The following is a 26868-nucleotide window of genomic DNA, read 5'->3' as shown; positions in this document are numbered from 1 at the left end:
ACTCCTTACATATGGCTTGTTTTCATCATATGCAGGCCCGTCCTTTTGTAGAACGCACCGTGATATTCTGCTGGAGCAAAAGAAAAAACCTAGCAAGTGATTTGCTAGGTTTACAGTTAATTTGGGCTTTTAAATGTCACAGTGACGACTTTGTCTGAAATCTCCGCTCCACTTTTGACACTTTGTTTCACAGCATAGCCTTGTCCATTTGTTTCTATATGCACACCGGCAATCGAAGCATATTGAAGGACTTCTCTTCTGGACCAGCCTGTCATATCAGGCATCTTAATGGTTTTCCCTGCTGTTTTCAAGAAGACTTTCTGGCTTTCAGAGAATTCAGAGCCCGCACTCGGCCACTGGCGTTTAATGGACAGACCGTCGCCGATGACAACAGGTGTTAAGTGTTTATTTTTGACTTCTGTTTCTGCCTGCTTCACTTCTAAATCCAGGAATGAAGGCATCGTTTCTTGTTTCACTTTTTGTTCGCCTGATTTCTTATCGTCTGTTTTTGTTGGTGCAATATTTAAATATAGCAAACTATTTTTCATGACAGGGTTAAAGATTTGAGAAACCGGAGCTGACCCCGTTTCTGTTTCAGACAGCTGCGGCTGCTGGACAGCCACATAAACAAGTAGCTTCGGATCATCTTTTGGCGCCATTCCCATAAATGAAAAGACATAATCGTTTCTTCCTTGGAGGTAACCGCCGGCACCGCCAATTTGTCCAGTTCCTGTTTTTCCAGCAACGTCGAAGCCTTTGATTTGATAAGGCTGACCTGTTCCAATTTTCGAGGAAACAACCTCACCTAAAATGTCACGAACTTGCTTCGCTGTATCAGATGAAATCGGTTTTCCTGCCGCTGTTGGTTCGTGCTGCAAAATCGTTTTGTTTGTGTTCGGGTCTGTAATATGGTCAATGACATATGGCTTCATCATTGTTCCGCCGTTTGCTATCGCAGTGGCTGCTTCGATTTGTTGAATCGGTGTGATGGCTGATGCTTGACCATAAGCTGTCGATGCTTTGTCATATTCATATCTATAATTGATTTTACTAGACGCTTCGTTCGGCAAGTCAATCCCCGTTTTGTCATAGAAATGGAACTTCTGCAAATATTGTTCGTATCGTGTGAAACCTAGTTTTTCTTTTGCCAGCTTTGCAAAGGCCACATTTGACGAGCGAAGAACTCCTTGATGAAAGTCAATTTTCCCCCAGCCATTTCCGTTGTTGTGGTCTCGCACAAGGCCGCCGCCTACTTTATAAGTACCAGATTGATATTTGTCATTGCCTTGATAGACCCCTTCTTGGATCGCCGCAGCGAGGGTAAAGATCTTCATCGTTGAACCTGGTTCAAACGCATATGAAATCACATCATTGTTATAATTCGTAATGTCTAGTTCATTTAAATTAAAGCTTGGCCGCTGCCCCATCGCGAGAACCTTCCCAGTTTTCGGATCAACGACTGTGGCAATGATTTTCTTCGGCTTATACTTTTTGGCAACCTGCGTCATACTTTCTTCAAGAAACGCTTGAATTTTCTGATCGATGGTCAGCGTGACATTTTTCCCGTCTTTCGGGGCGACAATGTCTTCTTTACTATTCGGCAATGCCCATCCGCTTCTGTCACTGTTATATGTCACATAGCCGTCTTTTTCTTTTAAAAATTTGTTCAGTGCCTTCTCAAGTCCCATTGCACCTGACATGTCCTTTGTCGCCTCATTTAATCTGGCATAACCGATGAGGTTAGAAGCAAACATGCCGTTAGGATAATATCGCTTCGTGTCTTTTTCAAAAGCAACACCTGGAAGCTTTAGCTTTTCAATTTTTTCCTTCGTTGAAAAACTAATATCCTTCCCCGCTTTACCAAACTCCACTTGGAATGCATCTTTTGTATTGAGACGCTTTAAAATTTCGCTTTCACTCATATCGATGACTTTCGAGAGCTCTTTTGCCGTCTTTTCTTTATCGACGACATGCATTGGATGCTTAGGGTCCACTGTCATTTTCTTGCTCATGACCGCAATGAGCTTATACACAGATGTATCCTCAGCGATCACATTTCCATTCCGGTCTAAAATAGATCCTCTTTTTGCTTCAAGTGTTTTCTTCGATTGATATTGTTCATTTGCCTTGGCAGCTAATACTTGTCCATCAACCGTTCCTGTAATTTGAATATAGATAAAACGTGCTAGGATGATAAAGAAAAACAGGGCGAAGCAAATACTCGCAATTGCCGCGCCTCTGTTCATCATTTTATTCTTTTTAGGCATCGCCATGTTAATCGACCTTCTTAACATCTTTCGAAATAGTTAAGCCTGCTTTTTTTGCGGCATCAATGATTCTTTCTGGTTCACTCAGCAAGTCTTTTTCCTTTTGTAGCTCAGTGATCTTCTTCGATTCTAAAGATACTTGCTGTTCTAGCTTCTGCACTTCGATATTGGCGTGATAGACAGCAAAAGCTTTAGAAATGATGAGAATCGAGCTGCACATAAGAGCCATGACAAACATGACAAGTAAGATTTTTTCACCAAGTGTGATAGAACCTCTTCTTTTAATGACAACCGATTGGCCTTGCTGCTCTGTTTGATGGTGCTTCATTTCTCTTTGGTAAGCCAAATTACTCATAAGAAACCTCCTTTTTATCATCATCTATGGTGTCGTTTTACTTTTTTTCTGCAATTCGGAGCTTCGCTGAACGGGCACGGTTGTTATGTTCCAGCTCTTGTTCTGATGCAACGATCGGTTTTCTCGTGATCAGCTTCAGCTTTGGTTCAAGTCCTTCTGGAATCACTGGTAGTCCGTGCGGAAGTTCTGGAAGAGAAGACATTTCTCTAAATGTACTTTTACAAATCCGGTCTTCAAGTGAATGGAATGTAATGACAGAAATTCTCCCCTTCGGATTGAGTAACTCTATTGCTTGTTCTAGCGCTTCTTCAAATACTTTCAATTCATCATTTACGGCAATTCGGATCGCTTGAAACACTCTTTTCGCTGGATGTCCGCCAGTTCGTCTTGCAGGTGCCGGAATTCCTTCTTTGATAATGTCGACAAGCTCACCCGTTGTTTCAATTGGCGCTTTTTTTCTTGCTTCTTCAATTTTGCGTGCGATTTGCTTGCTGAACTTTTCTTCCCCATATTTGTAGAAAATCCGAACTAGATCTTCAAATGGCCATTCATTTACCACTTTTTTTGCCGACAATGCGGCTGATTGATCCATTCGCATGTCAAGAGGTGCATCATGGTGATAACTAAAGCCTCTCTCTGGTGTGTCGAGCTGAGGAGATGATACCCCAAGGTCAAAAATCACACCGTCTACGCTTGTAATACCTTGTTCATTCAGACGTTCTTTTAAATATCGGAAGTTGCTTTTTATGAAAAGAATGTTCGCTTTAGAATCCGCGAGCTTCTCTCGTGCATGATCCAGTGCAGCATCGTCTTGGTCAAATCCAATCAATGTTCCTTTTTCTGATAATTGAGATAGTAAATATGAGCTATGACCTGCTCCGCCTAGCGTGCAGTCCACATATGTACCGTCTTCTTTTACGTTTAAACCGTCAACTGTTTCTTTTAATAATACTGTCTCATGTTGAAACATGATGTTATGGTCCCACCTTTTTCAAATAGAAATGAATGTGTAGAAAGCTTGCTGCACAAGGGATTATTATATATCAAATCCAATCATGTTTTCAGCAATTTCAGCAAAAGAATCTTCTTGCTCTTCTGTATATTGTTCCCAGATCGACTTACTCCACAACTCAATTCGATTTGAAACGCCGATGACCACACATTCTTTTTCGAGTTTTGCATATTGGAGTAGGTTTGATGCGATGTTGATACGCCCCTGCTTGTCCAGATCGCATTCGACTGCGCCAGAGAAGAAGAACCGGGTAAACGCACGTGCATCTTTTTTCGTTAGCGGTAGTGCTTTGAGTTTCTCTTCGATTAGTTTCCACTCACTCATAGGGTAGCCAAATAAACATTGATCAAGCCCTCTCGTCAGCACAAACTGTTCTCCGAGACCGTCTCTAAATTTAGCAGGGATGATCATGCGCCCTTTTGTATCAATCGTATGTTGGTATTCACCCATGAACATGATAATCAGAGCCCCACTTTCTCACCCATACTCTCCACTATCCACCACTTCTCTCCACAAAACTTATTCTACACTGTTTCTACATAAAAAAAAACCCTGAACTAGTCAGGGTTCATTAAAACTTTATTTCAAAGTTTGACAATTTGTTGCTTGTTTTGAAATGAAAATGGCATATTTTTGAATGTTTTGAAGAATTCTGGACCATATTTGTTTAAAAAGTACATGATATTCCAAATTCTTTCTTGCGGAGCATCTAGTGGTTTTAAACTATTTTCAATCCGTTCAAAGTCCCGAAGGATATATCCTTCCTTCTCTTCCACACGCTGCGCCACTTTTTGATAAACAAATTGAAGCTGGTCTTCAATAAATTTGGCATTTTTATCTAGCAGCTGCTCGAAGTTTGGTTCAATCTCCAGTGCTTCTTGTCTCATCACGTCATGAGCATTTGCTAATTCACGTTTGGCGTGTTGAACCGCTTGAACAAAGCTGTCTGGAAGACTTTGCTGAAAGTGCGCTTCTTTCTTTTCTTTCACTCCATTTGTCAGCACTTCTTCTACCGACAGTTCTCTAACTCGCAGTTTCTTGTCGATGTGCCTTTCAAGAAGGGTTACATGCAGTCTCGGAAGAACAGGTGCCATCTTTAATTTAAATTGCTCAAAGATTCCTTTCAGCTCTCCCCAATAGTTAACCTCACCGTGTCCTGCCATAAAGGCAAGTGTCGGGAGAAGGGTTTCCTGCATCAAGGGACGCGTCACCACATTGTTGCTAAACCGTTCTGGGTGCTCCTCCACTTCCTGCAAAAGCTCTTCCTTCGTCCACGTAAGCCCCACTTCTGATATAGAAAACCGGCCGTTCTCTTTTTCAATCAGGAAACGTTCCTCATCATATTCGTAAAACAGATTCGCCTGATTGTCACCAGCTTCAATAATTGGCTGATATCCTGCTCGTTTCATAGCAGCCTGTGATTCATTTAAGCGAGCAGTAACTGCATCATTTGTCTCGACAATGTGCTTGAATAACGCACGCTCGAGTGGTTTGACACCTAAGTCACCTGAATTAAATAAAAGCAGTCCATCCTCTTCAAAGAGGTCACATACAATCCATTCAAAAAAATCAGTAAACGTTTGTGATTTGCGTAAACATCGAAGAAGCTGATCAAACAAGTCATTGGTGTATGCAGATTCTTCATACGTTGAAAACACATCACGGAGCCATGTCTCGGTTTTTTCTTGATCAAGCGGGATTCTTTTCGCAGCCGCTTTTTTGACGTTATGTAATGACAGCTTTTGTTTCACTGGCCCTTTTTCGCCAGATGTGTACACAAAATTAATTTCATCTACGTCATGATCCTCACCGGCTACCCAAAAGACCGGAATCACCGGGACGTCAAGCTCTGTTTCTTTTTCTTTTGCAAACTGAATGATGGATATGATTTTATGTATGGTATAAAGCGGTCCTGTTAATAGACCAGCCTGCTGTCCTCCGACCACCATGACACTCCGTTCATCACGGATCTTTTCAATGTTCTGGCGCATCGCTTTCGATTCAAACTTTGCGTGGTACGCGCTCATATAATCCGCTAAAGCCTCGCGCGGGAAGCTCATTTCCATGAGATCGTCGTATCTCTTTTTCCATGTGTGCTCAGAATGTATATCATAATCAAAAAAAGTCGTCATCTCTTTTTTTTCTTCTATATAATCACGTATGAATAAATTCTGACTTCGGATGGAAAGTTCAGTCAATTGCATGTTTAGAACTTCCTTTCTTCAATAAATAGTTAGTTTCCCGAAAAAAGTATAGCATGTAAATGAGCTCACTCAAAAGATTTTGTTTGCTTTTTTTCCAATACTTCCAAGCTTCGATCAAAGAAAGTGAGATGTGGCGCCGCAACGCTGTGAGCTTGAGCCTTTTTTAAAAGATAGCCAAGGATGGCTTTTCTTTCGGTTTGGCGGCCTTTCACTATATCTTGAAGCATAGACGACTGATTCTCAGCCGTTTTCTCACAAACAGAGACTACATAAGACCAGAGCCGCTCTTTTTCATGTAAGCTCAAGATGGAAACTGCTTCTTCAAATGCACATTTCATCATGTATTCATATGAAGGGTTTGCGATCAATTCCCCGTTTCTCACATGCAGCAAAGCCGTGAGCGGATTAATACAGACATTGACAAGCAGTTTTTCCTCCAGCACCTTTTTCCATTCATCCGTATAGATCATTTGAAAATGAGATGATGTCTCATTCAATGCTTTTTTTATATCAGCTGCTTCTTCATGCTGAAATGCCCCCCACTTAATGACACCGATACCTGTATGGTTCACTGCATGATCTGACATCTTCATAGCTCCGTGCTCTACCACACCTATGTATAATGAATGTCCCGTTTTCCAATTCTCCAAATCTAATAAGTGAGCCATTCCGTTCTGTAAGAATAAGATACGATGAGGAGGTAATGTCGATAGTTCACCAAGCACATCTTGCAAATGATGATATTTCACTGTCACGATGAGCAAATCAAATTCTCCTGTTATTCCTGTCTGTGCATGAACAGCCGCCTGGCATGTTTCTCCTTTTACTGTTCGCTCAATGCCTACTGCTCGAATCTCTTCTGCCTGTTCGTTTCTTCTTGTAAAGACTGTGATGTCATGATGCTGTGATAAATAACTAGCACAAAGCAGACCAATCGCACCGCCGCCAATGATTCCAATATTCAACTGCCGCACATCCCTTTTTCGTTTACTTCATGATATCAACTATTTTAACAGGTTCATGTCGTGATGCAAAAAGCAGATGGCGCGCTATGATTGAATTTTTTTAATTTAAAAACTATAATAATAAGTGTAAAAACTTTTTGAGGCGGGTGGGATGAAAACGCCTTCAATGACATCACTGTCGACATTATGTGTGTAAGGGGGAAGATCATATGGCACAAGTAAAACGACTTCTAATTAATTACAAAACGTTAGAGGAATTTAAACAATTTAAGGAATACGGCATACAAGAGCTATCCATGCTCGAAGACCTTGAAAGCAATATGATTGAAAATGACAGCAACTCTCCATTTTATGGGATTTATTTTGGAGATAAGCTAGTGGCACGTATGAGCCTTTATCAAGTGGACGGCTCAACGACAACTTATTTTAACCACAACCATGATTATTTAGAGCTGTGGAAGCTGGAAGTGCTTCCTGGGTATCAGCGCAAAGGGTACGGCGAAGCACTTGTTGAATTCGCTAAATCGTTCGGATTGCCAATTCGGACCAATCCGCGCGTCAAATCTGCTGGTTTTTGGGATAAAATGGGCTTTGAAGCAGTCAAATATGATATGGAGCGCGATAAGGGTGAAAATCCCCTCATCTGGGAGCCCGCACATATTCAAAAAAATACAGGTGAATCCGCTTAAATCCTGATCACAAAACGCCCCTCCTTTCTTTGTGAGGGGCGTCTCTTTATTTAGCATATTCTTTTAAGCTGATATTCTGTTTGACTCTTTCAACAATACTTATGAGTGCCCGGTAATCTTCTTCTGTCATTTTTAATTGCCGCTTTAAGTGTTCATTTTCTTCTATAAGTGACTTCAATTGATGCTGTGCATCTGCCAGTTCTTCGCGTAAATGAGTAGGTCCATCAGGTTCTTTTTCAAGCTGCTCTAAAAACTGAATCACTTCTCGAAGGGTCAATTCAGCCTGATTTGAAGTAGTCTTCTCTTCTATGGTTAACGCATGCTGTGGTAAACCAGAGGAATGAATACCTATTTTTTTGCGCAATTCTTTCCGCTGTTTTTTTGCCAGCTCTATGCCTGCCTGATATTGTTTTCTAACGTATGAGTTCCACCTGAAACCACATGCTGCCGCTGTTCTTGACAATGCTTTCCCGACTTCCTCAAATGCGGAAAGCTGCGTTCCTCCGTCTCGAATGTGCCTTAAGACAACTTCTGCTAAAAGTAAATCTTCATCCTGTGTCCATGCGTCCTGCCTTGTAATTGTCAATTGATCATCCCCCCCTGAATCTGAATACCACATCATATGCGCCTACTAGAGTAGATAGACTATTTGCAGGAGAGAATCCTAAAAAATAGACAAATAAAAAAACGCAAGGGAAGAATTCCCTCACGTTTTTTTATCAAGCATTAGTTGCTTTTTACGTCTTTGCCTTTGTATGTTCCGCAAGATTTGCAGACACGATGAGAAATTTTCATTTCACCGCATTCTGGGCAAGCTACCATACCAGGTACTTGTAGTTTGAAATGCGTACGACGCAATCTTTTTTTCATTTTAGAAGTTCTTCTAAAAGGTACAGCCATTATTCCCACCTCCTTAAAGAGTTAAGTTAAGATTCATTATTTTCTTCTAAGAGCTTCTTCAAGCCTTCCAGACGCGGATCAATTCGGTTTTGATGTGCATCTTCCGAAATGACCGCCCAGTCATTCCCTTCTTGTGGTGCAGCACCTTTTACGTCCGTTTGGTCGCAAAAGATTTGCATCGGCACTTCAAGAAGAATTTCTTCCTTGACTAAAGGCGTTAAGTCGATGATATCGTCTTCTACAATAGAAACGTCTTCATCTTCTATGTCGTCTGTCTTATGAAGTACAAATAGTTCTTTCGTTGAAATCGCAAATGGATAATTTACATCAACAAGCGTTCTTGAACAAGGCAATGTCATTTCACCTGTGATGGTTAAATCAAATGCGACTTGCTTTGATTCGATCACTCCAGTCCCTTTCACCTCTACCGGTGAAATGCGACGTATATCTGAATGAAGGCTAGTAAGTTCATTTAAGTCAACCGTCTCATGAAAATCGAAGCTGTTTTTAGCTTTTTGATGTAACTGATAAACTGTCCATTTCAATTGTATCACCTCTAAGAGCAACAAACATGATTATAGCTTTCCTCATGTTATTTGTCAATATTTTTTCTTTACAGTCCTTTGTGATGTCAGAGCGTTGTTTGACATCAGTTCTCGGAATGCCTACACTGAAAAAAATGGGCTTCATTTTTCTCTTATGCTACTGTAGCATAGACCATTTAACCATAGCAAGAAAGGCGGAACATCTATTGAAAGCAACAGGAGTCGTTGTCGAGTATAATCCATTTCATTATGGACATGCCTATCATGTTCGTCAGGCGAAAACACATACCTCCTCAGATGTTGCCATTGCCGTCATGAGCGGTTCCTTCCTCCAGCGCGGTGAGCCTGCCATCGTCTCAAAATGGGCGCGGACAAAAATGGCACTGCAAAACGGTGTAGACATTGTGTGTGAGCTTCCATACATATACGCAGTGCAAAAGGCAGAAACCTTTGCAAACGGTGCTGTGGCGATTCTAGATGCTTTAAAATGCCGCTCCCTTTTTTTCGGCAGCGAGGATGGTGACATCAAAGCATTCGAGCGAACAGCTCGTGCTTGGCATGAGAAAAAAGAAGAAATTGACCTTTTCACAAAAGGAAAAGTAAAAGAGGGCCTTAGTTATCCAGCTGCAGCTGCTGCTGCGTTTCAAGAGGTGATTGATCCTAAGCACTTACTGGATCTGTCTCTGCCCAATAACATTTTAGGTTTCCATTATGTCAAAGCCATCTTGGAGAGATCCCCTCACATGCAGCCCTTTACCTCTCAAAGGATTTCATCTGGTTATCATGATGAAGAACTACCTGAAAATCAGAAAATCGCAAGCGCAACAAGTATACGAAAAGCGTTAAAAGATCATGGTACATTTGAAACAGTCGCCCCTTATCTCCCAGAAGCTACGCTCAAGCAATTACATGACTATCATTCTTCATATGGTCTTCTACATACACAAGAAGCCTACTTTAGCTTCTTAAAACACGTTTTTCACACAATGGATACGGCAGAACTAGAAGGCATCTATGAAATCGAAGAAGGCATCGAACACCGCATGCAAAAGGCGATTACACATGCGTCCTCCTACGAGGAATATCTATCACTTGTGAAAACAAAACGCTATACGTGGACGAGGCTGCAACGGATGAACACACATCTCTTAATGAGGGTGAAAAAGAGTGCCATGCATGAGCTGCTGAAAGAGAAAAAAGCGCCTTATATTCGTTTACTTGGTATGTCAAAGAAAGGGCAGCAATACTTATCTCTTGTGAAAAAAGAATTGGACGTGCCGCTCGTCAGTAAGCTGTCTGCCTTTTCACATCCCGCACTTAATCTTGATATTCGCGCATCCCGCGTCTTCAGCCTGCCCGTTAGTGAGCCGATGCAAACGAACTTAACGGAAGCGGAATTTAAAACCTCACCGATCCGATATGATGAAGAGACTGGTCTCTTCCAGTCTTAGCAAAAAAAGCAGCCTTGCGGAAGGCTGCTCCAAATTGTTGACACAGGGCTAAAATGATCTTTATTTTAGCCTTTGTCTTCTTTTCAGCATAATAGAAAACCTTTGCAGTCCTGACAAAGAATGCAAAGGTTTGTCTACATGCTGAGAGCAGCCTTTATGAAGGCTGCTCTTTTTTGATTAAGATGCTTTCTCTTTTAATTTGTTTAAATAGTTCAGGGCATCTTGCATTGTATCTACAGGCACAATTTTCATATCACTTTTAATATCTTTCGCTGTTTTGACAGCATTTCTATAGTCTGAATTTGGATCACCTTTATCATTCGGTGCAAAGAATATATCTTTTCCTGCTTTATCTGCCGCCACGACCTTTTGATCGATTCCACCAATTGGACCGACCGTTCCATCGGCGTCAATCGTTCCCGTTCCTGCAATCGCATAGCCATGTGTTTCGTCTTCTTTTGTCAGCTGGTTATAAATTTCAAGTGACATCATAAGACCCGCTGACGGTCCGCCGATATTTTCAATATCCACCTTAATAGAAGGTGAGACTTTCACATTTCGGTCTGTAAATAATGATACGCCAATTCCAACTCGATTCGGCTCTTCTTTAAATGGTTTTAACGTCACTTTCTCCGTCATGTCTTTGCCATTTCGTTCAAGGACAAAACGGACAGATGTACCTGCTTTTTTGCTGCTGATATACGAAACCATTTTATCAGCAGAATCATAGGTCTTGCCATCAACGCTTTTAATTCGGTCGCCCACTTCAATTTTGCCGTAAGCAGGCATTCCTTTCATCACGTAGCTTGCATATACGCCGTTAAACGTATAATCTACTTTTTTACCTGCTTTTGTATATGCTGCAATCATGGCATTTTCTTGCGAGCTTTTCATCAGCTGAAGCTGCCGTTTCATATAATCTTGATCCGACTCCCCGTCCGCTTTAATATTTTCTTCTGGGACGATTTCATCATATTTATTCATTTTCGCAAGCAAATACGTATACGGATTGGCTGGACCTACTTTAATTGTCATAAGAGAGAAGCTGCCCTTCTCGCCATATCCGCCGTCTACTTGAATGTGGGGAGCAATCTCGGTTGCATCACCCGGCTTTGTCACGTAATATGGCAGTTTGACAAAGGTTAAGCCACATAATACAAGGATAACGACAAAAAAGCTGAGCCAGCGAATATTTAATTTTTTCATTCGATTAACACTCCCATTTATCAATGACATCTTTCAGTGTACCTGTTAGTTGATCTGCGGCAAGCTCACCTGCTTCAATCATCTCCTGCACCTGCGCGAACGCACTCGAGCTAAATGTTTCAAGCCTCGGCCGAATCATGACATCAGCGTGAATGGTTTGATGACGGACCAATTCATTTTGAAGGATGTCCAAACTTTGCATAATCACATCCGATAATCTCGTCGCCTTTTCCGTTTTTTTCACTCTTGATACATCAGAGGCGATGATGAGGTCTGCGCCCATATCTTTTAAAACAGACACAGGAATGCGGTCCACAACCGCTCCATCCACTAGCTGTCTGCCGCCCATTTCATGAGGAACAAACACGCCCGGAATGCTGATGCTTGCTCTGACTGCTTGTGAGACAGACCCTTTTTTAAACACGACCTTCTCCCCTGTCTCGAGGTCACAGGCAACCACTGCAAGGGGCATTTTTAATTCTTCGAATTTTTTCCCATATGTAAACGTGTGAATCAGCTGCAAAATTCGATTTCCTTTTAAAAGACCGATTTTTGGCAGTGTATAGTCAGCATAATACTTTTTTCTGAAGACAAGTGCAAGTTTTTTCATTTTTTCTACGTCCTGTCCTGCCGCATAAAAGCTCCCAACAAGTGCGCCAATACTGCTGCCAGCAATCATATCTACCTGAATACCTTGTTTCTCAAGACTAGATAAAACTCCGATATGTGCCATTCCCCTCGCACCTCCAGAGCCTAACGCAAGCCCGATGACTGGTCGCCTCATGAAAATCCACCCTCCTCTTTTCTATACATATATACGAATCTATTGGTCTAAACATGCCCCTTCTGCTCGTATAGTAATAGAAGACAGGCTCGGCTAGTTTCTTTCTTTTTTGATCACGAGCTCGCCAATAGATCATAACGGCAAGGGGCGAAATCTCCATGAAAAAATGGAACACTCTGTTCATCGCTGCTTTTTTTATCTTTTTAACAGCCACTGTGATTACACATCCACAAGCCTCTTTGCAAGCGTCTAAAAATGGACTTGCAATGTGGTGGGAGGTTGTATTTCCATCATTGCTTCCTTTTTTTATTTTGTCCGAGCTATTAATTAGTTTCGGGATTGTCAGATTTGTCGGGGTATTATTAGAGCCATTTATGCGCCCCATCTTTCGAGTGCCTGGTGTAGGCGGATTTGTCCTAGCGATGGGAATGGCATCAGGCTTTCCTTCTGGTGCGAAATTAACCACAAGACTCAGGCAAGAAGGACAACTGACACAAATCGAAGCAGAGCGCCTCGTTTCTTTTACAAATTCATCGAACCCATTGTTTATTTTCGGTGCGGTGGCTGTTGGTTTTTTTCATCATCCAGCTTTAGGAATTGTTTTGGCCTGCGCACATTATTTAGGGAATCTCGCTGTTGGGGTGACGATGCGAGGATATAAAGCACGGCATGATGCACATCTGAGAAGCCGTAAGCAAATTTTATTCCCACCGTTTCAAGAGGCATTCAGCGCTCTTCATACAGCAAGACTCGCAGAGAAAAGACCGCTCGGCCAAATTTTAAGTGATGCGGTCATGTCATCAGTCCAAACACTCTTTATGATTGGCGGCTTTATTATCTTATTTTCTGTGTTTAGCAAAATGCTGTCAGTTGTTCATGTGACGGATCTCTTATCCATAGGGATCGGATATATGCTGCAAACGATGCACCTTCCGCCAGAATTAGATCTTGCGATGATTGCCGGTTTATTTGAAATCACATTAGGAAGTCAGCTGACAGGGTCACAGGAAGTCACCCTTCTTGCTAAAACGATTGTCGTCAGCTTTATATTAGGATTCAGCGGGTTTTCTGTTCAAGCTCAGGTCGCTGGCATTCTGGCGGCAACAGATATACGCTTTAAACCGTTTTTCTTCGCTCGTTTGCTTCACGGGATTTATGCAGCTGTTTTTGCCTTCTTATTGTTCAAGCCTCTTTATGTCTCTCGATCTGACATGGCTCTCCCAGCAGGTGCCTTTGAAGCAAGCCAGCAGGTCGTCATGTACAGCAGTGTGCTTTGGAATCAGCTTGTGACAGCTGGCCCTTTGATCACGCTATGCAGCTTGATCTTGTATACGGCGCTATACTATCAGAAATTAAAAAAAGGATGAGTGCACAGTGCACTCATCCTTTAAATTTTTCTATCAGCGCTTCTTCTACCTCTTTTGGCACAAGGTCTTTGACTGAACCATCATATTTCGCTACTTCTTTGACAATGCTTGAGCTTAAGAAGGAATACTGATTGTTGGTCATCATGAAAAACGTTTCAATGTCATCGTTTAACACTTTATTCATTGATGTGCCCTGCATTTCATATTCAAAGTCTGTCACAGCTCTTAATCCGCGTAAAATGACTTTGGCTTCTTTTTGTTTCGCATAATCAACAAGCAGACCGTGAAAGGATTCGACTTTGATATTTGGCAGATCCTTCGTCGCTTCGCGAATGAGCTCACACCGTTCTTCAACGGTAAATAACGGTTTCTTGGATGAGTTATTTAGTACACATACATACACTTCATCAAAGATCTTTGCACCTCTTTTGATGATATCCAAATGGCCCAATGTGACTGGATCGAAGCTACCCGGACAAACGGCTATGTTCCCCATGCTTTAATTTCCCCGCTTTCTATAGATCGTAATACCAGTCAACCCGTACAGTTCCTGTCTTGATATGTAAAGCTGTCCAGCTTCCTCTGGCAGTATAACGTCCTTATCATGCTCACACACGATTACGCCGTCATCTGTTAATAAGGCATGCTCGTCAATCATGTCAAGAAGTGCTTTCAGCTGTTGATCTTTGTAAGGCGGATCAAGAAAGATCGCTTGAAAGGATTCCTCTCGTTTCACAACGGCTGCGAGTGCACGCTTTGCCTCGTTTCGAAACACTTCACTTTGATCAATCAGCTCCAATTGATTGAGATTTCCTTTTATCGTTTGAATCGCCTTCATATCTCGATCAACGAATATGCAATGATCGAATCCTCTAGAAAGCGCTTCAATCCCTAAACCACCGCTTCCCGCAAATAAATCAAGGGCCCATCCGCCATCAAAATACGGGCCAATCATATTAAATATCGATTCTTTTACTTTATCTGTCGTCGGTCTTGTTGATTGACCTGGTACCGCTTTAAGTGTGCGGCCTTTTCTCGTTCCAGAGATGACTCTCATTTTCCCACCACTTTTTCTGCTTGCTTCTATTGGTTATTGTGTATGACAAAAAATCCAACATTATCTTACCACAACACTCCGCAGGGGACAATGCGCGGACTTTCATTCATTTTCTATGTATAGATCAAGGAAAGCGGGGTCATACTACTTATAACAGCATCTGATGTGGTGCTGTTGCCAACCGCGGAGAAGACTTACGTTTCCCCATAAGTTCTTCCTCCGGTTTCTCCTCTCCCTTTGCCTTCTCCTTAATGAATCATTAAGAATAGAAGGACCCCGCGGGTGATGCCGCGGGGGTTTTTTTGTGTCTTTAAAAGCCCACTTTATAATCATACTCTTTTGCTTTGTCCAATTTGGATTCGTACTCTAATTTAATAAAAGGTTTATATGAAGGCTCAACACGCTTCACAAATGGCAATGAGCTGAGCTTAGCCATATGGCGCTCGAGATCATTCATATCACAATAGATCACTGCATATTTCATTTTCCTTGAAATATAGTGAACATTTCCAAATTTTCTTAGCGCCTTTGACTGCTTTAACGAATGCAGCCAAACGACCATCCCTTGACGTTTGGTTTCCATCTTTTCACCTGCCGCTTTTTCAATTCTTTTCAGTCATTATGTAAAAGACGAGACATTCAAGTCTCGTCAAGATACTTTACAGCCACAGCTGCCACCAGATCCACAGCCACCGCCGCATGATGATAGACCATCAAAATATGGGTTCCCTGTTGGAACTTTGATATATGCTGATACAGCTTGACCGATTTCAATACTAATCTCATCTAAGATGGATTGAATCGCTGTTTCTGCTTTTTTGAAATCAACCACTGTATCGTGAAGATCTATCTTTCTTTTGACCTCACGCATTTCCTTTGAGATCGTTCTATAGTCCGGATGGTATTTGCCGAACCGCTGCACATCCTCATATTGCTCTTTTACTTTTGTAAAATGGGCAATAATTTGTTGGGCTTCTTCGTCTTGCTGGAGACGCTTAAAGCAGTTGCGGTAATGTTCAGCCTCCTCCGACTGAAGAATCATGGCAGCCAATTGATTCGCTTCCTCTTGGAGCTCCACAGATTCGATTGTCGCATACATAAATGATGCACCTCCAATTCATAGTTTACCACGAAACCTATGGATCAGAAAATGCTTTTACGTCACAAATACATCCCATGTCTCTCTTTTCTGCCTATATTCTGGATGAAGAGAATTGAGCACAACGGTCATTTTATGCTTTCCTTTTGAGAGATGCTTGACCACAAATGCAGCAGTATATTCATTGCCTGCACGTTTTCCGTCTACATACACTGTAAAATATCCCGCCTTCTCATCCTTTTTTAGTCGCGTAGGCTCAAGATGAAAATCTTGCAGTGTACTTTCTATATAAACAGAAGACCCCTGCACTTTGTATTTTAAAAAACCTTGCTGCTTCATTTCGCTTTGGGCTTGCTGCATCACATGTACAGCTGGATCTTGCTTTATGACTTGCTTCTCTTCATGTTGACTTTGACACCCGGTGACAAGAAAAAGCAATGCGCATATTGACAGCATCCATTTCATCATCTGATTCTCCTTTCATCTACTTTTATAGGATGCTCAGGAAATAGACATCTTAATCAACTCAAAAAAGCCTCATCCGGCTCCATTTTGATTGCGCATTGCTTGGAACATTTGAATCATCATTTCAGCCATTTGGACACTGTTACTCAACTGACTCACACGATGAGGAATGGTTTTTTCGTAAAAATTCATTTTATCTAATTCAAAGGACGATAGCTTATCAGGATGTCGAGTCAGCTGTCTGTACCAGAGAGGACGCTGTCTGATGAATTTGATTCGATCCTCTTCGGCCATGACAAACTCCAGTACTTCTTTCCGCACCAAAAGCATCCCCTTTCACTTAATCTTTCCTGAAGGAGAATGGGTGCTGACTGCCTCCAGATGAACCTTTCTTTGAGCCATTTGATGAAAATTGTCCGAGTAAGCTTTGTAAAGAGGAAATAGACTGGCTCATTTTGTTGATTTGTTCATTCATTTGATCAGCGTCCATTTTTTTCACAGCAGAAACCATTTTAGACATAAAATCGGCTTTTCCCGCTTCACTTGGCTTAGAGTCTTTTTCTTCTTTCACGTCTCCAGATTGCGTTTGCCGGTAAGGAGACCACATCTCATCTTCTTCACCAAACATGACCCAATTTTCGTATACACTTTGCCAGCTTTTTTCTTGCGTTTGCACTTCTTGAATTAACTTCGGATGGCGTCTGACGAATTGTTTAAATTCATCAATGGATGTTTGTTTTTGCTTGTTTGTCATATCCTCACCCCCCATACAAATGCCTACTATACTATATACATCAGCAGTTATTTTGGTGAGCCTCTTTTTCAATCAAAAAAACAGCTGCGATGGTGCAGCTGCTTTCGTTTAAGATGTTTTTTTAATGAAGTTTTGGGTGTAGTATTTTTCTTTCACACCGACGCCAAGGTGTGTGTAATCTTTATTTAATAACGCCTTCCTATGACCTTCACTATTGAGCCAGCCTTCTACCGCTGCAGGTCCATCTACATAATTATAGGCAATGTTTTCACCTGCGAGCTGAAATGCCACCTCGCCTCTTTCTAATCGGTCTTTCAGCGTACCGTATTTTTTAGATTCATGGGAGAAATAATGATTCTCTTTCATGTCCTCACTATGCATGAATGCCACTTCAGAGGTTTCATCATCCCACTTTAAGATCGGCAGTTTGTACTTATGACGAATTATATTGGTCATATCAAAAATTTGTTTTTGACTGGAAGCTTCGATCTCTTTCCATTTTTCACCCGATATTGCCTCTGGTTCTATCAATTGACCACGATAGACGACTTCGTATGGCTTTTGTTTCACAAATGTATCTGCGTTAAACGCCCTAATACTTGAAAGGGTGCTTTCAAACTTATCCATGTAAAGCTGAACATATACATCATCGTCCACTTTCACGGTAGGTCTTGTATTCATATCATCTTCTGAGAATTCAAAGCGGTATGAATTTTGTTCATCCTCTACATGAATGTAAGGTGCAATTTGTGTTTTTTTAAATACCTCACTTGTGGCTTGACCGATTTTAAACGGTTCAACATTGAGCCCGTCTCCTGTTGCAAACAATGTCACCACTTTACTATCCTTTACCCCTACTTGAATATAGTGCTTCTTCGATTGATTGTATATCCACCAGTCATAATCATATGCGGAAGGATCAATGCGATCTGGTTCTCCCAGCTGTTTAAGCACTTCGTTTGAAGATTTCCCCATAAAGGACATGAGCCCCTTTTTCGGGATGTTGATCGGCTTATCGCTAGATGTTTCTTCATTAGACACCTTCGGTTCATTGCTGTTTTCTTTTTCTGGTGAAGATCCATATTGAATAAACAGAACGTACGTTCCAGATATAATCAGGAGGATGAGGAGTGTTTTGAGCACAGTTTTCAAATAAACACCTCCGTTAAATTGGCAAGGTACAAAAAGTACCTTCTACTGTCATTTAAACAAAACTCGCTCTATTTATCAACGACAATACAGCCTATTTAACACGAATTTAAAATATGCCCCTCTTAATGAAGAAATCCTTGCCCATGATCTTGATCCTGCTGAGAGATTTCTGTCAGTGCATCTCCTGCGCGATCATTCGATAAATCTTCGACGGATAAATCTCCAAGAGCGACAATCCCTGTTAATGCACCGTTCTTCACAACAGGAATGCGGCGAAGCTGGTGCTCTGACATCAGCCGGACAATTTCTTCAAGCGTTGCATCTTCTTCTGCTGTCAGTACTTCCTTCGTCATCAGCGAGCCTACTTCCTGTGAGTTTGGCTTTTTTTCTGCAATGCCTCTGAGTACAAGGTCACGGTCTGTCACGATACCAACGAGCTGATCTCCGTTAACCACGGGAATGGCTCCAATGTCTGCTTCTCTCATTTTGACTGCCGCTTCATACGTATTGTCATCTTGCTGACATGTCACTACTTTTTTTGTCATAATATCTTTGATTTTTTTTGTTTTCACGTTGATTCCTCCATCTGTTATTTTCTTTATTACTGTAACCAGGTTATAAAAGAACATACCTTTCACAGTTGAAAGTTTAACGCTTTCATACTATGATTGTCAGTAAAGGGAATTTTTATAAGGAGGGGTTTTGGGTGAAGTTTGAAGGTACGGGGATTGAAAAGGTAGCAGCTGACTTAAATAAATTAGATTTCATCATGGAAAGTGAAGGATTTGTACGAGCCGATCAATGGGATTATGAGCGTGTGACGTACGACAGAAAGTTTAACATGGTAGAGGGAACCTTTTATTTACGCATTTCCGGCTACGCCACCGAAGGAGATATAGGTTCAAAAAGAGCACACATACAGCTTCTCACACCTTTACTCGGAAAACATTATTATCCGCACGGTGTTGAATACGGCGAAGGCGAAGATTTCCCTAAGTCTCTCATCCAATCAAGCAAAAAAACGCTTGAACAGCTGAAAGAAAAACTAGAAGCAATGACTGCAGAAGCATAAACGAAAGCACAGCCATCCGGCTGTGCTTTTTTCATTCATATTTCGGAATCAGGGCATCTGGTACGGCATCTTTCGCTCTTTCTTTTCTTGCCCAGTCAAAGAAGACAACAGCAAGGATCGAGCCGTACACAATCTCCTGAATAATCTTCATCAAAATCGCGCCTAGCTGCTGGTCTTCTAGCAGCGGCAAGGTATGGAACATTTCAGGACCTGTGAGCGCAAGACCTGCCAGCGTATCACTTGGTACGCATAGATGCAGCGCCTGTATCCAAGCACCAGCATCAGAATAGGTTGCATAGATCGGTGCCTCACTAAACATGATGAGTGCACACGCAGGAGTCATTAATATCCCGTCTGCCATGATATAACCAAGCTTTAAAATGCCTGTAATCTGAGGCTGACTTTGGACTTTATGAACGAGCGGCCACCACATGAAAAAGGCAGCGATAAAAATGACCACTGTCATCAGCGCATGATAAAACGGATCTGTTTTCACAAAGTCAAACACAAGCGGAATATGGTACATCGAAAACAAGCCGTTAAACCCGAGCAATGCAATTAAAGGCTTGGAAAACAAACGAAACATCTGCTGAATGCCTGGTGTTTGTATGATCCGCTCCCAAATGGCCGCAGGTAATCCTGTAATAAGGAGAGGCGGAATGACTAAATAGAGCACCGCCATTTGCGCCATATGTGCACTAAACATAATATGCCCCATTAAATCAATTGGGCTTCCTTTTACGGCGTATAACAGCACAAGCCCGGTCAGAAACAGCGTTTTCTCTTTTACCGTCGCACGATACTTCCCCTTTGTCACAAGAAGCAGATAAAGAGCAGCTGCTATGACAATACTAGTCAAATAGTAAGGGCTCCATAATGCCCGAAATCCGAATATTTCTAAGTTCTCCATTGCTGCGCCTCCTTCAAGGGCAAAGCGGGCTTACCACCAAATAATGGTCAAAAAGGCTAATACGGTAATAAACGCGACAAACACACCTGAGTAAAGAAACAATGCGGGTGTTTCATGCCCTTTTTGGTTCATGTGCATAAAATAATAAAGCTGAAAAGCCACCTGAATAACGGCAAGCAGTAAAATAAATGGTACTGCGAACCAGTTTCCTACGTCTTCAGAAGCGATTGTTAAAAAGGCAACAAAGGTTAATCCAATCATCAAGCCGAAAGAAATGAGCTGATGCTTCATTTCTTCGGCATTTTTCTTTTTACGGTATACAAGATCGACTTTAGACTGATTTGTGTTTTTATTTCCCATTCTTATCCCACCATTCCCATTAAATATACAACGGTAAAGATGAAGACCCACACAACATCAATGAAGTGCCAATACAGACTTGCCACATAATATTTCGGCGCATTGTATAAATCGAGTCCGCGTCTCATATTTCGAATCATAAGAGCGGTAATCCAGCAAAGTCCAAAGGCGACGTGAGCCCCGTGAGTTCCAACAAGTGTATAGAAGGAGGAACCAAGAGCTGAGCTGGTAATGGTAAAATCATACGCATGCACATAATGATAGAACTCATAAATCTCAACCCCTAAAAATGAAGCACCTAATAGCACAGTCACACCAAGCCAAAGCTGCATCTTTTTAAAGGCAAAGTTTTTCATATGATACATTGCATACACACTCGTTAAACTGCTCGTCAGTAGAAGCATCGTGGCAATAAAGACAAGCGTGAGATCAAACATATCAGTTGTTTTTGCTCCGCCTGCATTAGAGTTTTTCAGCGCCAAATACGTGGCAAAGAGCGATGCAAACAGAACGGTTTCTCCCCCAAGAAACAACCAGAACCCGACGAACTTATTCTTTCCTTCTAACGTGGCTTTCTCAGGAGAAGCCGGAAAAGTTTCTGCTGTCATTTTTTGTGGTTCCATTATGCTTTCACCCCTTTATCATCGTCATCGGTCAAATCTTCTTTGTGAATATGGTACCCATGATCGTCTTTAAGAGAGCGAACCAGCATGGTCGCAAATGTAATGCCAAGACCAATGAGAATCACTGGAAGCCCCCAGCTATGCTCTTGACGATACATGAAGCCAAACGCTGACACAAATAGACCGAATGAGATAATGACAGGTAAGATGGAATTATTCGGCATGTGAATATCATCGAGCGGTTCAGATGCTGTCATTCCTTTTTTACCATCCATTTTTTCAATCCATAATGGATCTAGTCCTCTGACAAGCGGAAGCTGTTTAAAGTTATATTCTGGCGGAGGTGAAGACACTGCCCATTCAAGCGTTCTTCCATCTCCCCAAGGATCGCCCGATACACGCTCCCCTTTTGCTGTCGTCCAGATGATATTAATCAGCATGATGACAACAGCTACAAACATGAACAGTGCCCCAATCGTACTGACCAAGTTCCCAAGGTCTAGCCCCTGACCCGGCAAGAATGTAAAGACTCGGCGCGGCATGCCCCAAAGACCGAGAAAATGCTGGATAAAGAAGGTTAAATGGAAACCGACGAAAAACAGCACAAAGCCAATTTTCCCAAGCTTCTCATTCAGTATTTTTCCAAACATCTTCGGCCACCAGTAATGCACACCAGCTAAAATACCGAATACAACCCCGCCGATAATGACGTAGTGGAAATGCGCCACAACAAAGTACGTATCATGGAACTGATAATCTGCTGCAGCTGCTGCAAGCATGACTCCGGTTACCCCGCCAAGTAAAAACGACGGTATAAAGGCAACGGAATACAGCATTGGCGTTGTAAACTTCACATTACCGCCCCATATGGTGAGCAGCCAGTTAAATACTTTAATTCCTGTCGGCACCGCAATCGCCATTGTGGCTACAGCAAAGATGGCATTGGCAATCGGACCAAGTCCAGTTGTGAACATGTGATGCGCCCACACCATGAATCCAAGGAAACCAATCAATACAGTCGCAAACACCATAGACGAATAGCCAAACAGCCTTTTTCTTGCAAACACTGGAATGATTTCAGAAAATATTCCGAATGCTGGCAGGATTAAGATATAAACTTCTGGGTGTCCGAAAATCCAGAACAAATGCTCCCAGATGATTGTATTTCCGCCGAGCTCTGGATTAAAAAAGCTCGTATCAAACATTCTATCAAGCATCAGCATCGCAAGCCCTGCAGTAAGCGGCGGGAATGCGAATAAAATCAGTGCTGAGGCGACAAATGTCGTCCAAGTAAAGAGCGGCATTCTCATATACGTCATACCAGGCGTTCTCATATTAATAATCGTTGCAAGAAAGTTGATTCCGGCAATTAGCGTACCAATACCCGCTATCTGCAACCCTAAAATATAGAAATCCATGCCGTGTCCTTCTGAATTCAGCGTGAGCGAAGCGTATGCAGTCCAGCCTGCATCAGGTGCCCCGCCCATAAACCATCCAAGATTTAAGAAAATTCCTCCGAAAAAGAACAGCCAAAAACCAAGTGAATTCACAAATGGAAACGCTACGTCACGTGCACCAATTTGAATAGGTACAACCGCATTCATTAATGCAAATAAAAGCGGCATTGCTGCAAGGAAAATCATCGTTGTTCCATGCATCGTCATGACTTCATTGTAAAACCCTGCACTTACAAAATCATTTTCAGGGATGGCTAGCTGAATACGGATTATCATCGCTTCCAGGCCGCCAATTAAAAAGAAAAATCCCCCTGCCACTAAATATAGTATGGCAATTTTTTTGTGGTCAACCGTCGTCAAGTAATCCCATAAGACAGCGCCAAACCCCCGCTTTTTAGCTATAGTACTCACCATGAAATCCCCCTCTTATCTCCCATTTGCCCCTTTTCATATAGATGTTTTAACTTTACACAGACTGTGTCTGACAGATGGCTACTTCTTGGTTGTAGAGACATATTCGGGAGCTCTTAACAAAAACTTCACATCGATTACATACCCTCTTACACATTCCTATTAGAAATTACTCGATTTTAAGTCCTTTTAAATACTCATAAAGTGCATCTGCTTCTGAGTCATTTAATTTAGGGTACGTCCCTGTCATTTTATTTCCTGGTTTAAAGCTCTCTGGATCTTTCAGCCATGCTTTCACGTTTTCTTTGTTCATGTCTTTAATTCCAGCTACTTTCGTTCGCTCTCCGAAGGTTGCAAGGTTTGGTGCTGTCCTTGCTGCTTCCGGCCGTTCGTCCCCAGGCTCTACTGCGTGACAGCTCAAGCAGTTTTTCTCTTTAAATAATTTTTCACCTTCAAGGGCAAGATCTTTTGTGGATGTAGGCTTCTTGTAATCAGCCATTTTTTTCGTCCATCCTAAAAACTCATCTTGAGAAAGCGTTTTAACTTTAAAGTCCATTAAAGCATGCGAGGGACCGCAAAGCTCCGCACATTTCCCGTAGAAATATTCTCCTGCATCTTTCGTTCGTTTTGAATCAAAGGTTAAATAAAACTTGTTTTCATTGTCCGTGTTTGTATCAATTTTACCGCCAGCCGATGGAACCCAGAAAGAGTGTTTCACATCAGATGCTTTCAGCTTGAAGTAGACCTTTTGATCTGTCGGTACAATCAATTCCTGACTCGTGACAATCCCATAATCAGGGTATTCGAATTCCCACCAATATAAACTGGCTCTTACATTGACAACAAGTGTCTTTTCAGGATCTCGTTTTTTCTTATCCATAGCGCTTGTATCCCCAAGCTCAAGCGTGTATGCCACAACAGGCACAACGAGAATAATGAGGAGAAGAATCGGAATCGCTGTCCACGTAATTTCTAGGTTACGGTTCCCTTCCACCTGCTTTGGAATCGTATCTTCTCCAACTTTAGAACGTTTGAATTTAATGATGACGTAAAAGAAAATGATCGATACAACAATGACGACAAGAACCATAATGAGTGTACTCAGTACCGTTAGGAAAAATTGTTTATCTGCTACTTCCCCAACTGGTTTGAGTGTTGATAAGTATGGTTCACCACAGCCCGCCAAAACGAGCGTCAATAAGAGAAACAGTGAATAAACACGCCATTTTCTTATCATAATTTGTCCCAACCCCTTTTGCTTGATCTCCTTTGCCTTTCGCTTTTTACCTCTTATTTATAAAATCACTTTTCACCCATCCATAACCCCCGCCTCTTATAAAAGCACTTACATTTCCTGTTTTCATAAAAAAATGATGTTTTTACTCAAAATACCATCTATGTATAAACAGAAAGCCGCCTAAATAGAACTGAATATCAGGCGGCTTTCATAGTTGTTAGAAAATGTTGTGTTATAAGATATAGCCTTGTTTTGATGTGATCAAAGTGTATTTCACTCTAGAATAGTGTAATAATAATCATCGCGACGAAAAAGATGGTTAAGTAGTTTAATGAATAAACGAACATGAGCGTTGACCACTTCATGACGTCTTTCATTTTAAAGCCCATAAGGCCAATGACGAGCCATCCAATATTCAGCAATGTGCCAAGTGCTACAATCGGCCATCCTAATCCACCTAAGAAAAATGGAAGCGGGAGAAGACATGCTGTCCAAATGATGATTTGGCGCTTCGTGACTTCAAAGCCATAAACGACTGGCAGCATTGGAATACCTGCCTTACGGTAATCTTCCGTTTTCTTAATCGCAAGTGACAGGAAGTGCGGGATTTGCCAAATGAACATAATCATAAACAAAACCCAAGCCGTTGTGTCGATTGTACCTGTGACAGCTGTCCAGCCGATTAATGGCGGCACCGCACCAGATACACTTCCAATAACGGTATTAATGGTGTAATGGCGTTTAGACCACATGGTGTAAAGAACCGCATAAGTAAAGACTCCGATAAATCCAATCACTGCTGATGTGATAGTTGTCATCAGAAGCATAATGAGTCCAAGTACAACAAGCAAAATACCAAATGCATACGCTTGCCCCGGCTGAATCTTACCTGTAACCGTCGGTCTTGTTTTTGTTCTTTCCATTAATATATCAATATCACGGTCAAACGCATTATTAATGGCGCATGAACCGGCAATAATAAGAGAAGAACCAATCATTGTTAACAGCACAATATCAAGATTCCCAAGGAAACTCATCCCTGTAAAATAAAAAGCAAGCCACATTCCAGTAAATGTTGTAATGAAGTTGGAATTGACGATGCCCATTTTAATCAGAGCAAGAAAATCTTTCCAAGCTGTTGTTTCTTCTATTTGTCCATGAATAGCTGCTTCCGCGGCTGTTTTGGAATTTGCCAATGTGTATAACCTCCCTTGCCCAAACCTTCAAACAAACAATGAAACGTAAATTCGTTACAACTCTATCATACAAGATAAACAGCTGTAAAAAAACATCCTATTAAATAATAAACGACAATCTCGAAGTTATTTGTGAACTTTTAGTGAATTTATTAGGATTTATCTGTGTTTCAGAAGGCGGTGCAAAATGAAATATTCTCTCCTCTATTTCTATCAGACTGTTAAAGAAAGATCAAGCACTCTAAATCTGTAAACTTTGTGAACTAACATATCATTTTTTTGTGAACTTTGGTCATTATGAATTGCAACAGAACACGCATTTGGCTTAAACTTGAGAGCATGTGAGGTTTTTCAATTAGATCAGAAGTTTTTTAGAGAAGGTGAAATAATTTGATGAAATTTGCTTTAAGGTTATTGAGCGTGATCACAACGTTTGTGATGCTGATCGTTTTGATTGGCGGTGCGCTTGTGACGAAAACCGGTTCGGGTCTTGGCTGCGGCAGGCAGTGGCCCCTTTGTCACGGTCGTTTCTTCCCTGAAATGAACCCTGCTTCCATCATCGAATGGAGTCACCGCATGTCAACAGGGGTTTCAACCATTCTTGTCTTGGCACTGGCGGTCTTATGCTGGAAAAAGATTAGTCCAGTATTCCGTGAAACCAAATTTTTGGTCATCATGTCGATTATATTCTTACTGCTACAAGCGCTGTTAGGGGCTCTTGCCGTCGTGTTTGGTTCCAACGCACTTGTCATGGCACTGCACTTCGGTATTTCACTCATTTCTTTTGCTTCAGTGTTATTGCTTGCGCTTCTTGTATTTGAGGCAACCAGATCTGAAACAAAGCTTGTGAAGCCGCTTCATATCGGCAAAAAAATGCAGTTTCATATTTATGGTTTGATCACCTATACGTATATCGTGGTGTACACGGGTGCTTATGTGAGGCATACTAAGTCAAGCCTTGCTTGCTCTGTTTTCCCGTTTTGTTCAAAAGACGGTGCACTTCCAGCATACTTTAATCAGTGGGTGCAAATGTCTCACCGAGCAGCAGCACTTCTTTTATTCGTCTGGATATTTGTTGCGATGTTCCATGCCATGAAACATTATAAAGAACAGAAGCAGCTGTATTATGGATGGATCATTTCAGCCATTCTCATTACACTTCAAGCGATTTCAGGTGTGATGTCTGTGTATTCTCAGCTCGCACTAGGTTATGCGCTGGCTCATTCATTCTTTATTTCCTGTTTGTTTGGAGTACTCTGTTACTTCTGTCTACTCATTGCACGGTTTAAATATGAAAGCAAAGAACCATTCAAATAAGAATTTGTATCCC

General features: G+C 41.6%; 31 protein-coding genes. 5 read left to right on the top strand and 26 right to left on the bottom strand.

Annotated elements, in window-relative coordinates:
* Nucleotides 1-116: 116 nt before the first annotated feature.
* The 6 genes from CKW02_RS07400 to CKW02_RS07375 form a co-directional block, all read right to left on the bottom strand.
* Nucleotides 117-2267, bottom strand: coding sequence for a penicillin-binding protein (locus tag CKW02_RS07400; protein ID WP_034620042.1), 2151 nt, complete (start codon nt 2265-2267; stop codon nt 117-119).
* 7 nt (nt 2268-2274) lie between these two features.
* Nucleotides 2275-2622 (bottom strand): cell division protein FtsL, encoded by a 348-nt coding sequence (ftsL, locus tag CKW02_RS07395; protein WP_003211017.1) that lies wholly within the window; start codon nt 2620-2622, stop codon nt 2275-2277.
* Between the two features lie 37 nt (nt 2623-2659).
* A complete protein-coding gene (rsmH, locus tag CKW02_RS07390) occupies nt 2660-3592 on the bottom strand; it encodes a 16S rRNA (cytosine(1402)-N(4))-methyltransferase RsmH (RefSeq protein ID WP_003210993.1) in 933 nt (310 codons plus the stop codon).
* Between the two features lie 66 nt (nt 3593-3658).
* Nucleotides 3659-4090 (bottom strand): division/cell wall cluster transcriptional repressor MraZ, encoded by a 432-nt coding sequence (mraZ, locus tag CKW02_RS07385; protein ID WP_003211163.1) that lies wholly within the window; start codon nt 4088-4090, stop codon nt 3659-3661.
* A gap of 128 nt (nt 4091-4218) precedes the next feature.
* Nucleotides 4219-5838 (bottom strand): bacillithiol biosynthesis cysteine-adding enzyme BshC, encoded by a 1620-nt coding sequence (gene bshC, locus CKW02_RS07380; protein ID WP_003211662.1) that lies wholly within the window; start codon nt 5836-5838, stop codon nt 4219-4221.
* Between the two features lie 65 nt (nt 5839-5903).
* The gene (locus tag CKW02_RS07375) at nt 5904-6803 is read right to left on the bottom strand and encodes a 2-dehydropantoate 2-reductase (RefSeq protein WP_003212350.1); all 900 of its coding nucleotides are present in this window, start codon (nt 6801-6803) and stop codon (nt 5904-5906) included.
* 209 nt (nt 6804-7012) lie between these two features.
* Here CKW02_RS07375 and CKW02_RS07370 point away from each other — a divergent pair, with 209 nt between their 5' ends.
* The gene (locus CKW02_RS07370) at nt 7013-7492 is read left to right on the top strand and encodes an N-acetyltransferase (protein ID WP_003211702.1); all 480 of its coding nucleotides are present in this window, start codon (nt 7013-7015) and stop codon (nt 7490-7492) included.
* 46 nt (nt 7493-7538) lie between these two features.
* Here CKW02_RS07370 and gerR read toward each other — a convergent pair whose 3' ends face one another.
* The 3 genes from gerR to CKW02_RS07355 all read right to left on the bottom strand — a co-directional run bounded on the left by gerR (nt 7539) and on the right by CKW02_RS07355 (nt 8937).
* Nucleotides 7539-8078 carry a sporulation-specific transcriptional regulator GerR gene (gene gerR / locus CKW02_RS07365; RefSeq protein WP_003211601.1) on the bottom strand — a complete coding sequence of 180 codons (540 nt, stop codon included), beginning with the start codon at nt 8076-8078 and terminating at the stop codon, nt 7539-7541.
* Between the two features lie 140 nt (nt 8079-8218).
* Entirely contained in the window at nt 8219-8392 is a 174-nt protein-coding gene (gene rpmF, locus CKW02_RS07360; RefSeq protein ID WP_008354700.1) for a 50S ribosomal protein L32, read from the bottom strand.
* A gap of 26 nt (nt 8393-8418) precedes the next feature.
* Nucleotides 8419-8937: a YceD family protein gene (locus tag CKW02_RS07355; RefSeq protein WP_003210956.1), complete on the bottom strand. Its 519-nt coding sequence runs from the start codon at nt 8935-8937 to the stop codon at nt 8419-8421.
* A gap of 206 nt (nt 8938-9143) precedes the next feature.
* Here CKW02_RS07355 and CKW02_RS07350 point away from each other — a divergent pair, with 206 nt between their 5' ends.
* Nucleotides 9144-10388 (top strand): nucleotidyltransferase, encoded by a 1245-nt coding sequence (locus CKW02_RS07350; RefSeq protein ID WP_034620043.1) that lies wholly within the window; start codon nt 9144-9146, stop codon nt 10386-10388.
* Nucleotides 10389-10565: 177 nt separating this feature from the next.
* On the opposite strand, the gene CKW02_RS07345 is transcribed toward CKW02_RS07350, so the two are convergent.
* A complete protein-coding gene (locus tag CKW02_RS07345) occupies nt 10566-11594 on the bottom strand; it encodes a SepM family pheromone-processing serine protease (protein WP_050945105.1) in 1029 nt (342 codons plus the stop codon).
* A 4-nt stretch (nt 11595-11598) separates the two neighbouring features.
* On the bottom strand, nt 11599-12378 hold the full coding sequence (locus CKW02_RS07340; protein WP_034619932.1) for a patatin-like phospholipase family protein: 780 nt from the start codon (nt 12376-12378) through the stop codon (nt 11599-11601).
* A gap of 158 nt (nt 12379-12536) precedes the next feature.
* On the opposite strand from CKW02_RS07340, the gene ylbJ reads away from it, so the two are divergent.
* A complete protein-coding gene (gene ylbJ, locus CKW02_RS07335; protein WP_003211685.1) occupies nt 12537-13745 on the top strand; it encodes a sporulation integral membrane protein YlbJ in 1209 nt (402 codons plus the stop codon).
* A gap of 13 nt (nt 13746-13758) precedes the next feature.
* On the opposite strand, the gene coaD is transcribed toward ylbJ, so the two are convergent.
* From coaD to CKW02_RS07290, 9 genes are all read right to left on the bottom strand, one after another.
* Nucleotides 13759-14241: a pantetheine-phosphate adenylyltransferase gene (coaD, locus tag CKW02_RS07330; protein WP_003211876.1), complete on the bottom strand. Its 483-nt coding sequence runs from the start codon at nt 14239-14241 to the stop codon at nt 13759-13761.
* A 3-nt stretch (nt 14242-14244) separates the two neighbouring features.
* Complete coding sequence (rsmD, locus tag CKW02_RS07325) at nt 14245-14802, bottom strand: 16S rRNA (guanine(966)-N(2))-methyltransferase RsmD (RefSeq protein WP_003211265.1); 558 nt, start codon at nt 14800-14802, stop codon at nt 14245-14247.
* Between the two features lie 310 nt (nt 14803-15112).
* Nucleotides 15113-15385, bottom strand: coding sequence for a YlbG family protein (locus CKW02_RS07320; RefSeq protein WP_003212137.1), 273 nt, complete (start codon nt 15383-15385; stop codon nt 15113-15115).
* Nucleotides 15386-15451: 66 nt separating this feature from the next.
* The gene (gene ricF / locus CKW02_RS07315; RefSeq protein ID WP_003211139.1) at nt 15452-15901 is read right to left on the bottom strand and encodes a regulatory iron-sulfur-containing complex subunit RicF; all 450 of its coding nucleotides are present in this window, start codon (nt 15899-15901) and stop codon (nt 15452-15454) included.
* A 57-nt stretch (nt 15902-15958) separates the two neighbouring features.
* Nucleotides 15959-16366: a hypothetical protein gene (locus CKW02_RS07310; protein WP_034619934.1), complete on the bottom strand. Its 408-nt coding sequence runs from the start codon at nt 16364-16366 to the stop codon at nt 15959-15961.
* Nucleotides 16367-16438: 72 nt separating this feature from the next.
* The gene (locus CKW02_RS07305; protein WP_034619936.1) at nt 16439-16687 is read right to left on the bottom strand and encodes a YlbE-like family protein; all 249 of its coding nucleotides are present in this window, start codon (nt 16685-16687) and stop codon (nt 16439-16441) included.
* 19 nt (nt 16688-16706) lie between these two features.
* Entirely contained in the window at nt 16707-17120 is a 414-nt protein-coding gene (locus CKW02_RS07300) for a YlbD family protein (protein ID WP_003212038.1), read from the bottom strand.
* 108 nt (nt 17121-17228) lie between these two features.
* Complete coding sequence (locus CKW02_RS07295) at nt 17229-18272, bottom strand: CAP domain-containing protein (RefSeq protein ID WP_003212349.1); 1044 nt, start codon at nt 18270-18272, stop codon at nt 17229-17231.
* 122 nt (nt 18273-18394) lie between these two features.
* On the bottom strand, nt 18395-18817 hold the full coding sequence (locus tag CKW02_RS07290; protein WP_034620044.1) for a CBS domain-containing protein: 423 nt from the start codon (nt 18815-18817) through the stop codon (nt 18395-18397).
* Between the two features lie 161 nt (nt 18818-18978).
* On the opposite strand from CKW02_RS07290, the gene CKW02_RS07285 reads away from it, so the two are divergent.
* Nucleotides 18979-19344 (top strand): YugN family protein, encoded by a 366-nt coding sequence (locus CKW02_RS07285; protein WP_003212299.1) that lies wholly within the window; start codon nt 18979-18981, stop codon nt 19342-19344.
* A gap of 31 nt (nt 19345-19375) precedes the next feature.
* On the opposite strand, the gene ctaG is transcribed toward CKW02_RS07285, so the two are convergent.
* The 6 genes from ctaG to cyoE form a co-directional block, all read right to left on the bottom strand.
* A complete protein-coding gene (ctaG, locus tag CKW02_RS07280; RefSeq protein WP_003211132.1) occupies nt 19376-20254 on the bottom strand; it encodes a cytochrome c oxidase assembly factor CtaG in 879 nt (292 codons plus the stop codon).
* 30 nt (nt 20255-20284) lie between these two features.
* Nucleotides 20285-20614, bottom strand: a complete 330-nt coding sequence (gene ctaF, locus CKW02_RS07275; RefSeq protein WP_003211520.1) for a cytochrome c oxidase subunit IVB — start codon at nt 20612-20614, stop codon at nt 20285-20287.
* Between the two features lie 2 nt (nt 20615-20616).
* Nucleotides 20617-21237 carry a cytochrome c oxidase subunit III gene (gene ctaE, locus CKW02_RS07270; protein WP_003210862.1) on the bottom strand — a complete coding sequence of 207 codons (621 nt, stop codon included), beginning with the start codon at nt 21235-21237 and terminating at the stop codon, nt 20617-20619.
* Nucleotides 21237-23108: a cytochrome c oxidase subunit I gene (ctaD, locus tag CKW02_RS07265; RefSeq protein WP_050945109.1), complete on the bottom strand. Its 1872-nt coding sequence runs from the start codon at nt 23106-23108 to the stop codon at nt 21237-21239. The genes ctaE and ctaD overlap by 1 nt, the downstream gene beginning before the upstream one ends.
* A gap of 166 nt (nt 23109-23274) precedes the next feature.
* A complete protein-coding gene (gene coxB / locus CKW02_RS07260; RefSeq protein WP_003212202.1) occupies nt 23275-24342 on the bottom strand; it encodes a cytochrome c oxidase subunit II in 1068 nt (355 codons plus the stop codon).
* A 278-nt stretch (nt 24343-24620) separates the two neighbouring features.
* Nucleotides 24621-25538, bottom strand: coding sequence for a heme o synthase (cyoE, locus tag CKW02_RS07255; protein ID WP_003211774.1), 918 nt, complete (start codon nt 25536-25538; stop codon nt 24621-24623).
* 393 nt (nt 25539-25931) lie between these two features.
* On the opposite strand from cyoE, the gene CKW02_RS07250 reads away from it, so the two are divergent.
* Nucleotides 25932-26855, top strand: a complete 924-nt coding sequence (locus CKW02_RS07250) for a COX15/CtaA family protein (protein ID WP_003210766.1) — start codon at nt 25932-25934, stop codon at nt 26853-26855.
* Nucleotides 26856-26868 lie beyond the last annotated feature (13 nt).

Source organism: Bacillus pumilus (assembly GCF_900186955.1).
GTDB lineage: Bacteria > Bacillota > Bacilli > Bacillales > Bacillaceae > Bacillus > Bacillus pumilus.
The sequence above is the reverse complement of the archived record's forward strand: the minus strand, read 5'-3'. Positions and strand labels throughout refer to the sequence as shown.

Excerpts from the sequence above, each read along its gene's own strand:
- ctaE (WP_003210862.1), bottom strand. The coding sequence starts at position 21,237 with ATGGAACCACAAAAAATGACAGCAGAAACTTTTCCGGCTTCTCCTGAG.
- rpmF (WP_008354700.1), bottom strand. The coding sequence starts at position 8,392 with ATGGCTGTACCTTTTAGAAGAACTTCTAAAATGAAAAAAAGATTGCGT.
- mraZ (WP_003211163.1), bottom strand. The coding sequence starts at position 4,090 with ATGTTCATGGGTGAATACCAACATACGATTGATACAAAAGGGCGCATG.
- CKW02_RS07300 (WP_003212038.1), bottom strand. The coding sequence starts at position 17,120 with ATGACAAACAAGCAAAAACAAACATCCATTGATGAATTTAAACAATTC.
- rsmH (WP_003210993.1), bottom strand. The coding sequence starts at position 3,592 with ATGTTTCAACATGAGACAGTATTATTAAAAGAAACAGTTGACGGTTTA.
- CKW02_RS07370 (WP_003211702.1), top strand. The coding sequence starts at position 7,013 with ATGGCACAAGTAAAACGACTTCTAATTAATTACAAAACGTTAGAGGAA.
- coaD (WP_003211876.1), bottom strand. The coding sequence starts at position 14,241 with ATGGGGAACATAGCCGTTTGTCCGGGTAGCTTCGATCCAGTCACATTG.
- ylbJ (WP_003211685.1), top strand. The coding sequence starts at position 12,537 with ATGAAAAAATGGAACACTCTGTTCATCGCTGCTTTTTTTATCTTTTTA.
- CKW02_RS07400 (WP_034620042.1), bottom strand. The coding sequence starts at position 2,267 with ATGCCTAAAAAGAATAAAATGATGAACAGAGGCGCGGCAATTGCGAGT.
- ctaF (WP_003211520.1), bottom strand. The coding sequence starts at position 20,614 with ATGGGAAATAAAAACACAAATCAGTCTAAAGTCGATCTTGTATACCGT.
- coxB (WP_003212202.1), bottom strand. The coding sequence starts at position 24,342 with ATGATAAGAAAATGGCGTGTTTATTCACTGTTTCTCTTATTGACGCTC.
- CKW02_RS07250 (WP_003210766.1), top strand. The coding sequence starts at position 25,932 with ATGAAATTTGCTTTAAGGTTATTGAGCGTGATCACAACGTTTGTGATG.
- ricF (WP_003211139.1), bottom strand. The coding sequence starts at position 15,901 with ATGTATGCGACAATCGAATCTGTGGAGCTCCAAGAGGAAGCGAATCAA.
- rsmD (WP_003211265.1), bottom strand. The coding sequence starts at position 14,802 with ATGAGAGTCATCTCTGGAACGAGAAAAGGCCGCACACTTAAAGCGGTA.
- ftsL (WP_003211017.1), bottom strand. The coding sequence starts at position 2,622 with ATGAGTAATTTGGCTTACCAAAGAGAAATGAAGCACCATCAAACAGAG.
- ctaG (WP_003211132.1), bottom strand. The coding sequence starts at position 20,254 with ATGGAGAACTTAGAAATATTCGGATTTCGGGCATTATGGAGCCCTTAC.
- bshC (WP_003211662.1), bottom strand. The coding sequence starts at position 5,838 with ATGCAATTGACTGAACTTTCCATCCGAAGTCAGAATTTATTCATACGT.
- ctaD (WP_050945109.1), bottom strand. The coding sequence starts at position 23,108 with ATGGTGAGTACTATAGCTAAAAAGCGGGGGTTTGGCGCTGTCTTATGG.
- CKW02_RS07320 (WP_003212137.1), bottom strand. The coding sequence starts at position 15,385 with ATGGAAACCAAACGTCAAGGGATGGTCGTTTGGCTGCATTCGTTAAAG.
- CKW02_RS07345 (WP_050945105.1), bottom strand. The coding sequence starts at position 11,594 with ATGAAAAAATTAAATATTCGCTGGCTCAGCTTTTTTGTCGTTATCCTT.
- CKW02_RS07310 (WP_034619934.1), bottom strand. The coding sequence starts at position 16,366 with ATGAAATGGATGCTGTCAATATGCGCATTGCTTTTTCTTGTCACCGGG.
- CKW02_RS07340 (WP_034619932.1), bottom strand. The coding sequence starts at position 12,378 with ATGAGGCGACCAGTCATCGGGCTTGCGTTAGGCTCTGGAGGTGCGAGG.
- CKW02_RS07290 (WP_034620044.1), bottom strand. The coding sequence starts at position 18,817 with ATGACAAAAAAAGTAGTGACATGTCAGCAAGATGACAATACGTATGAA.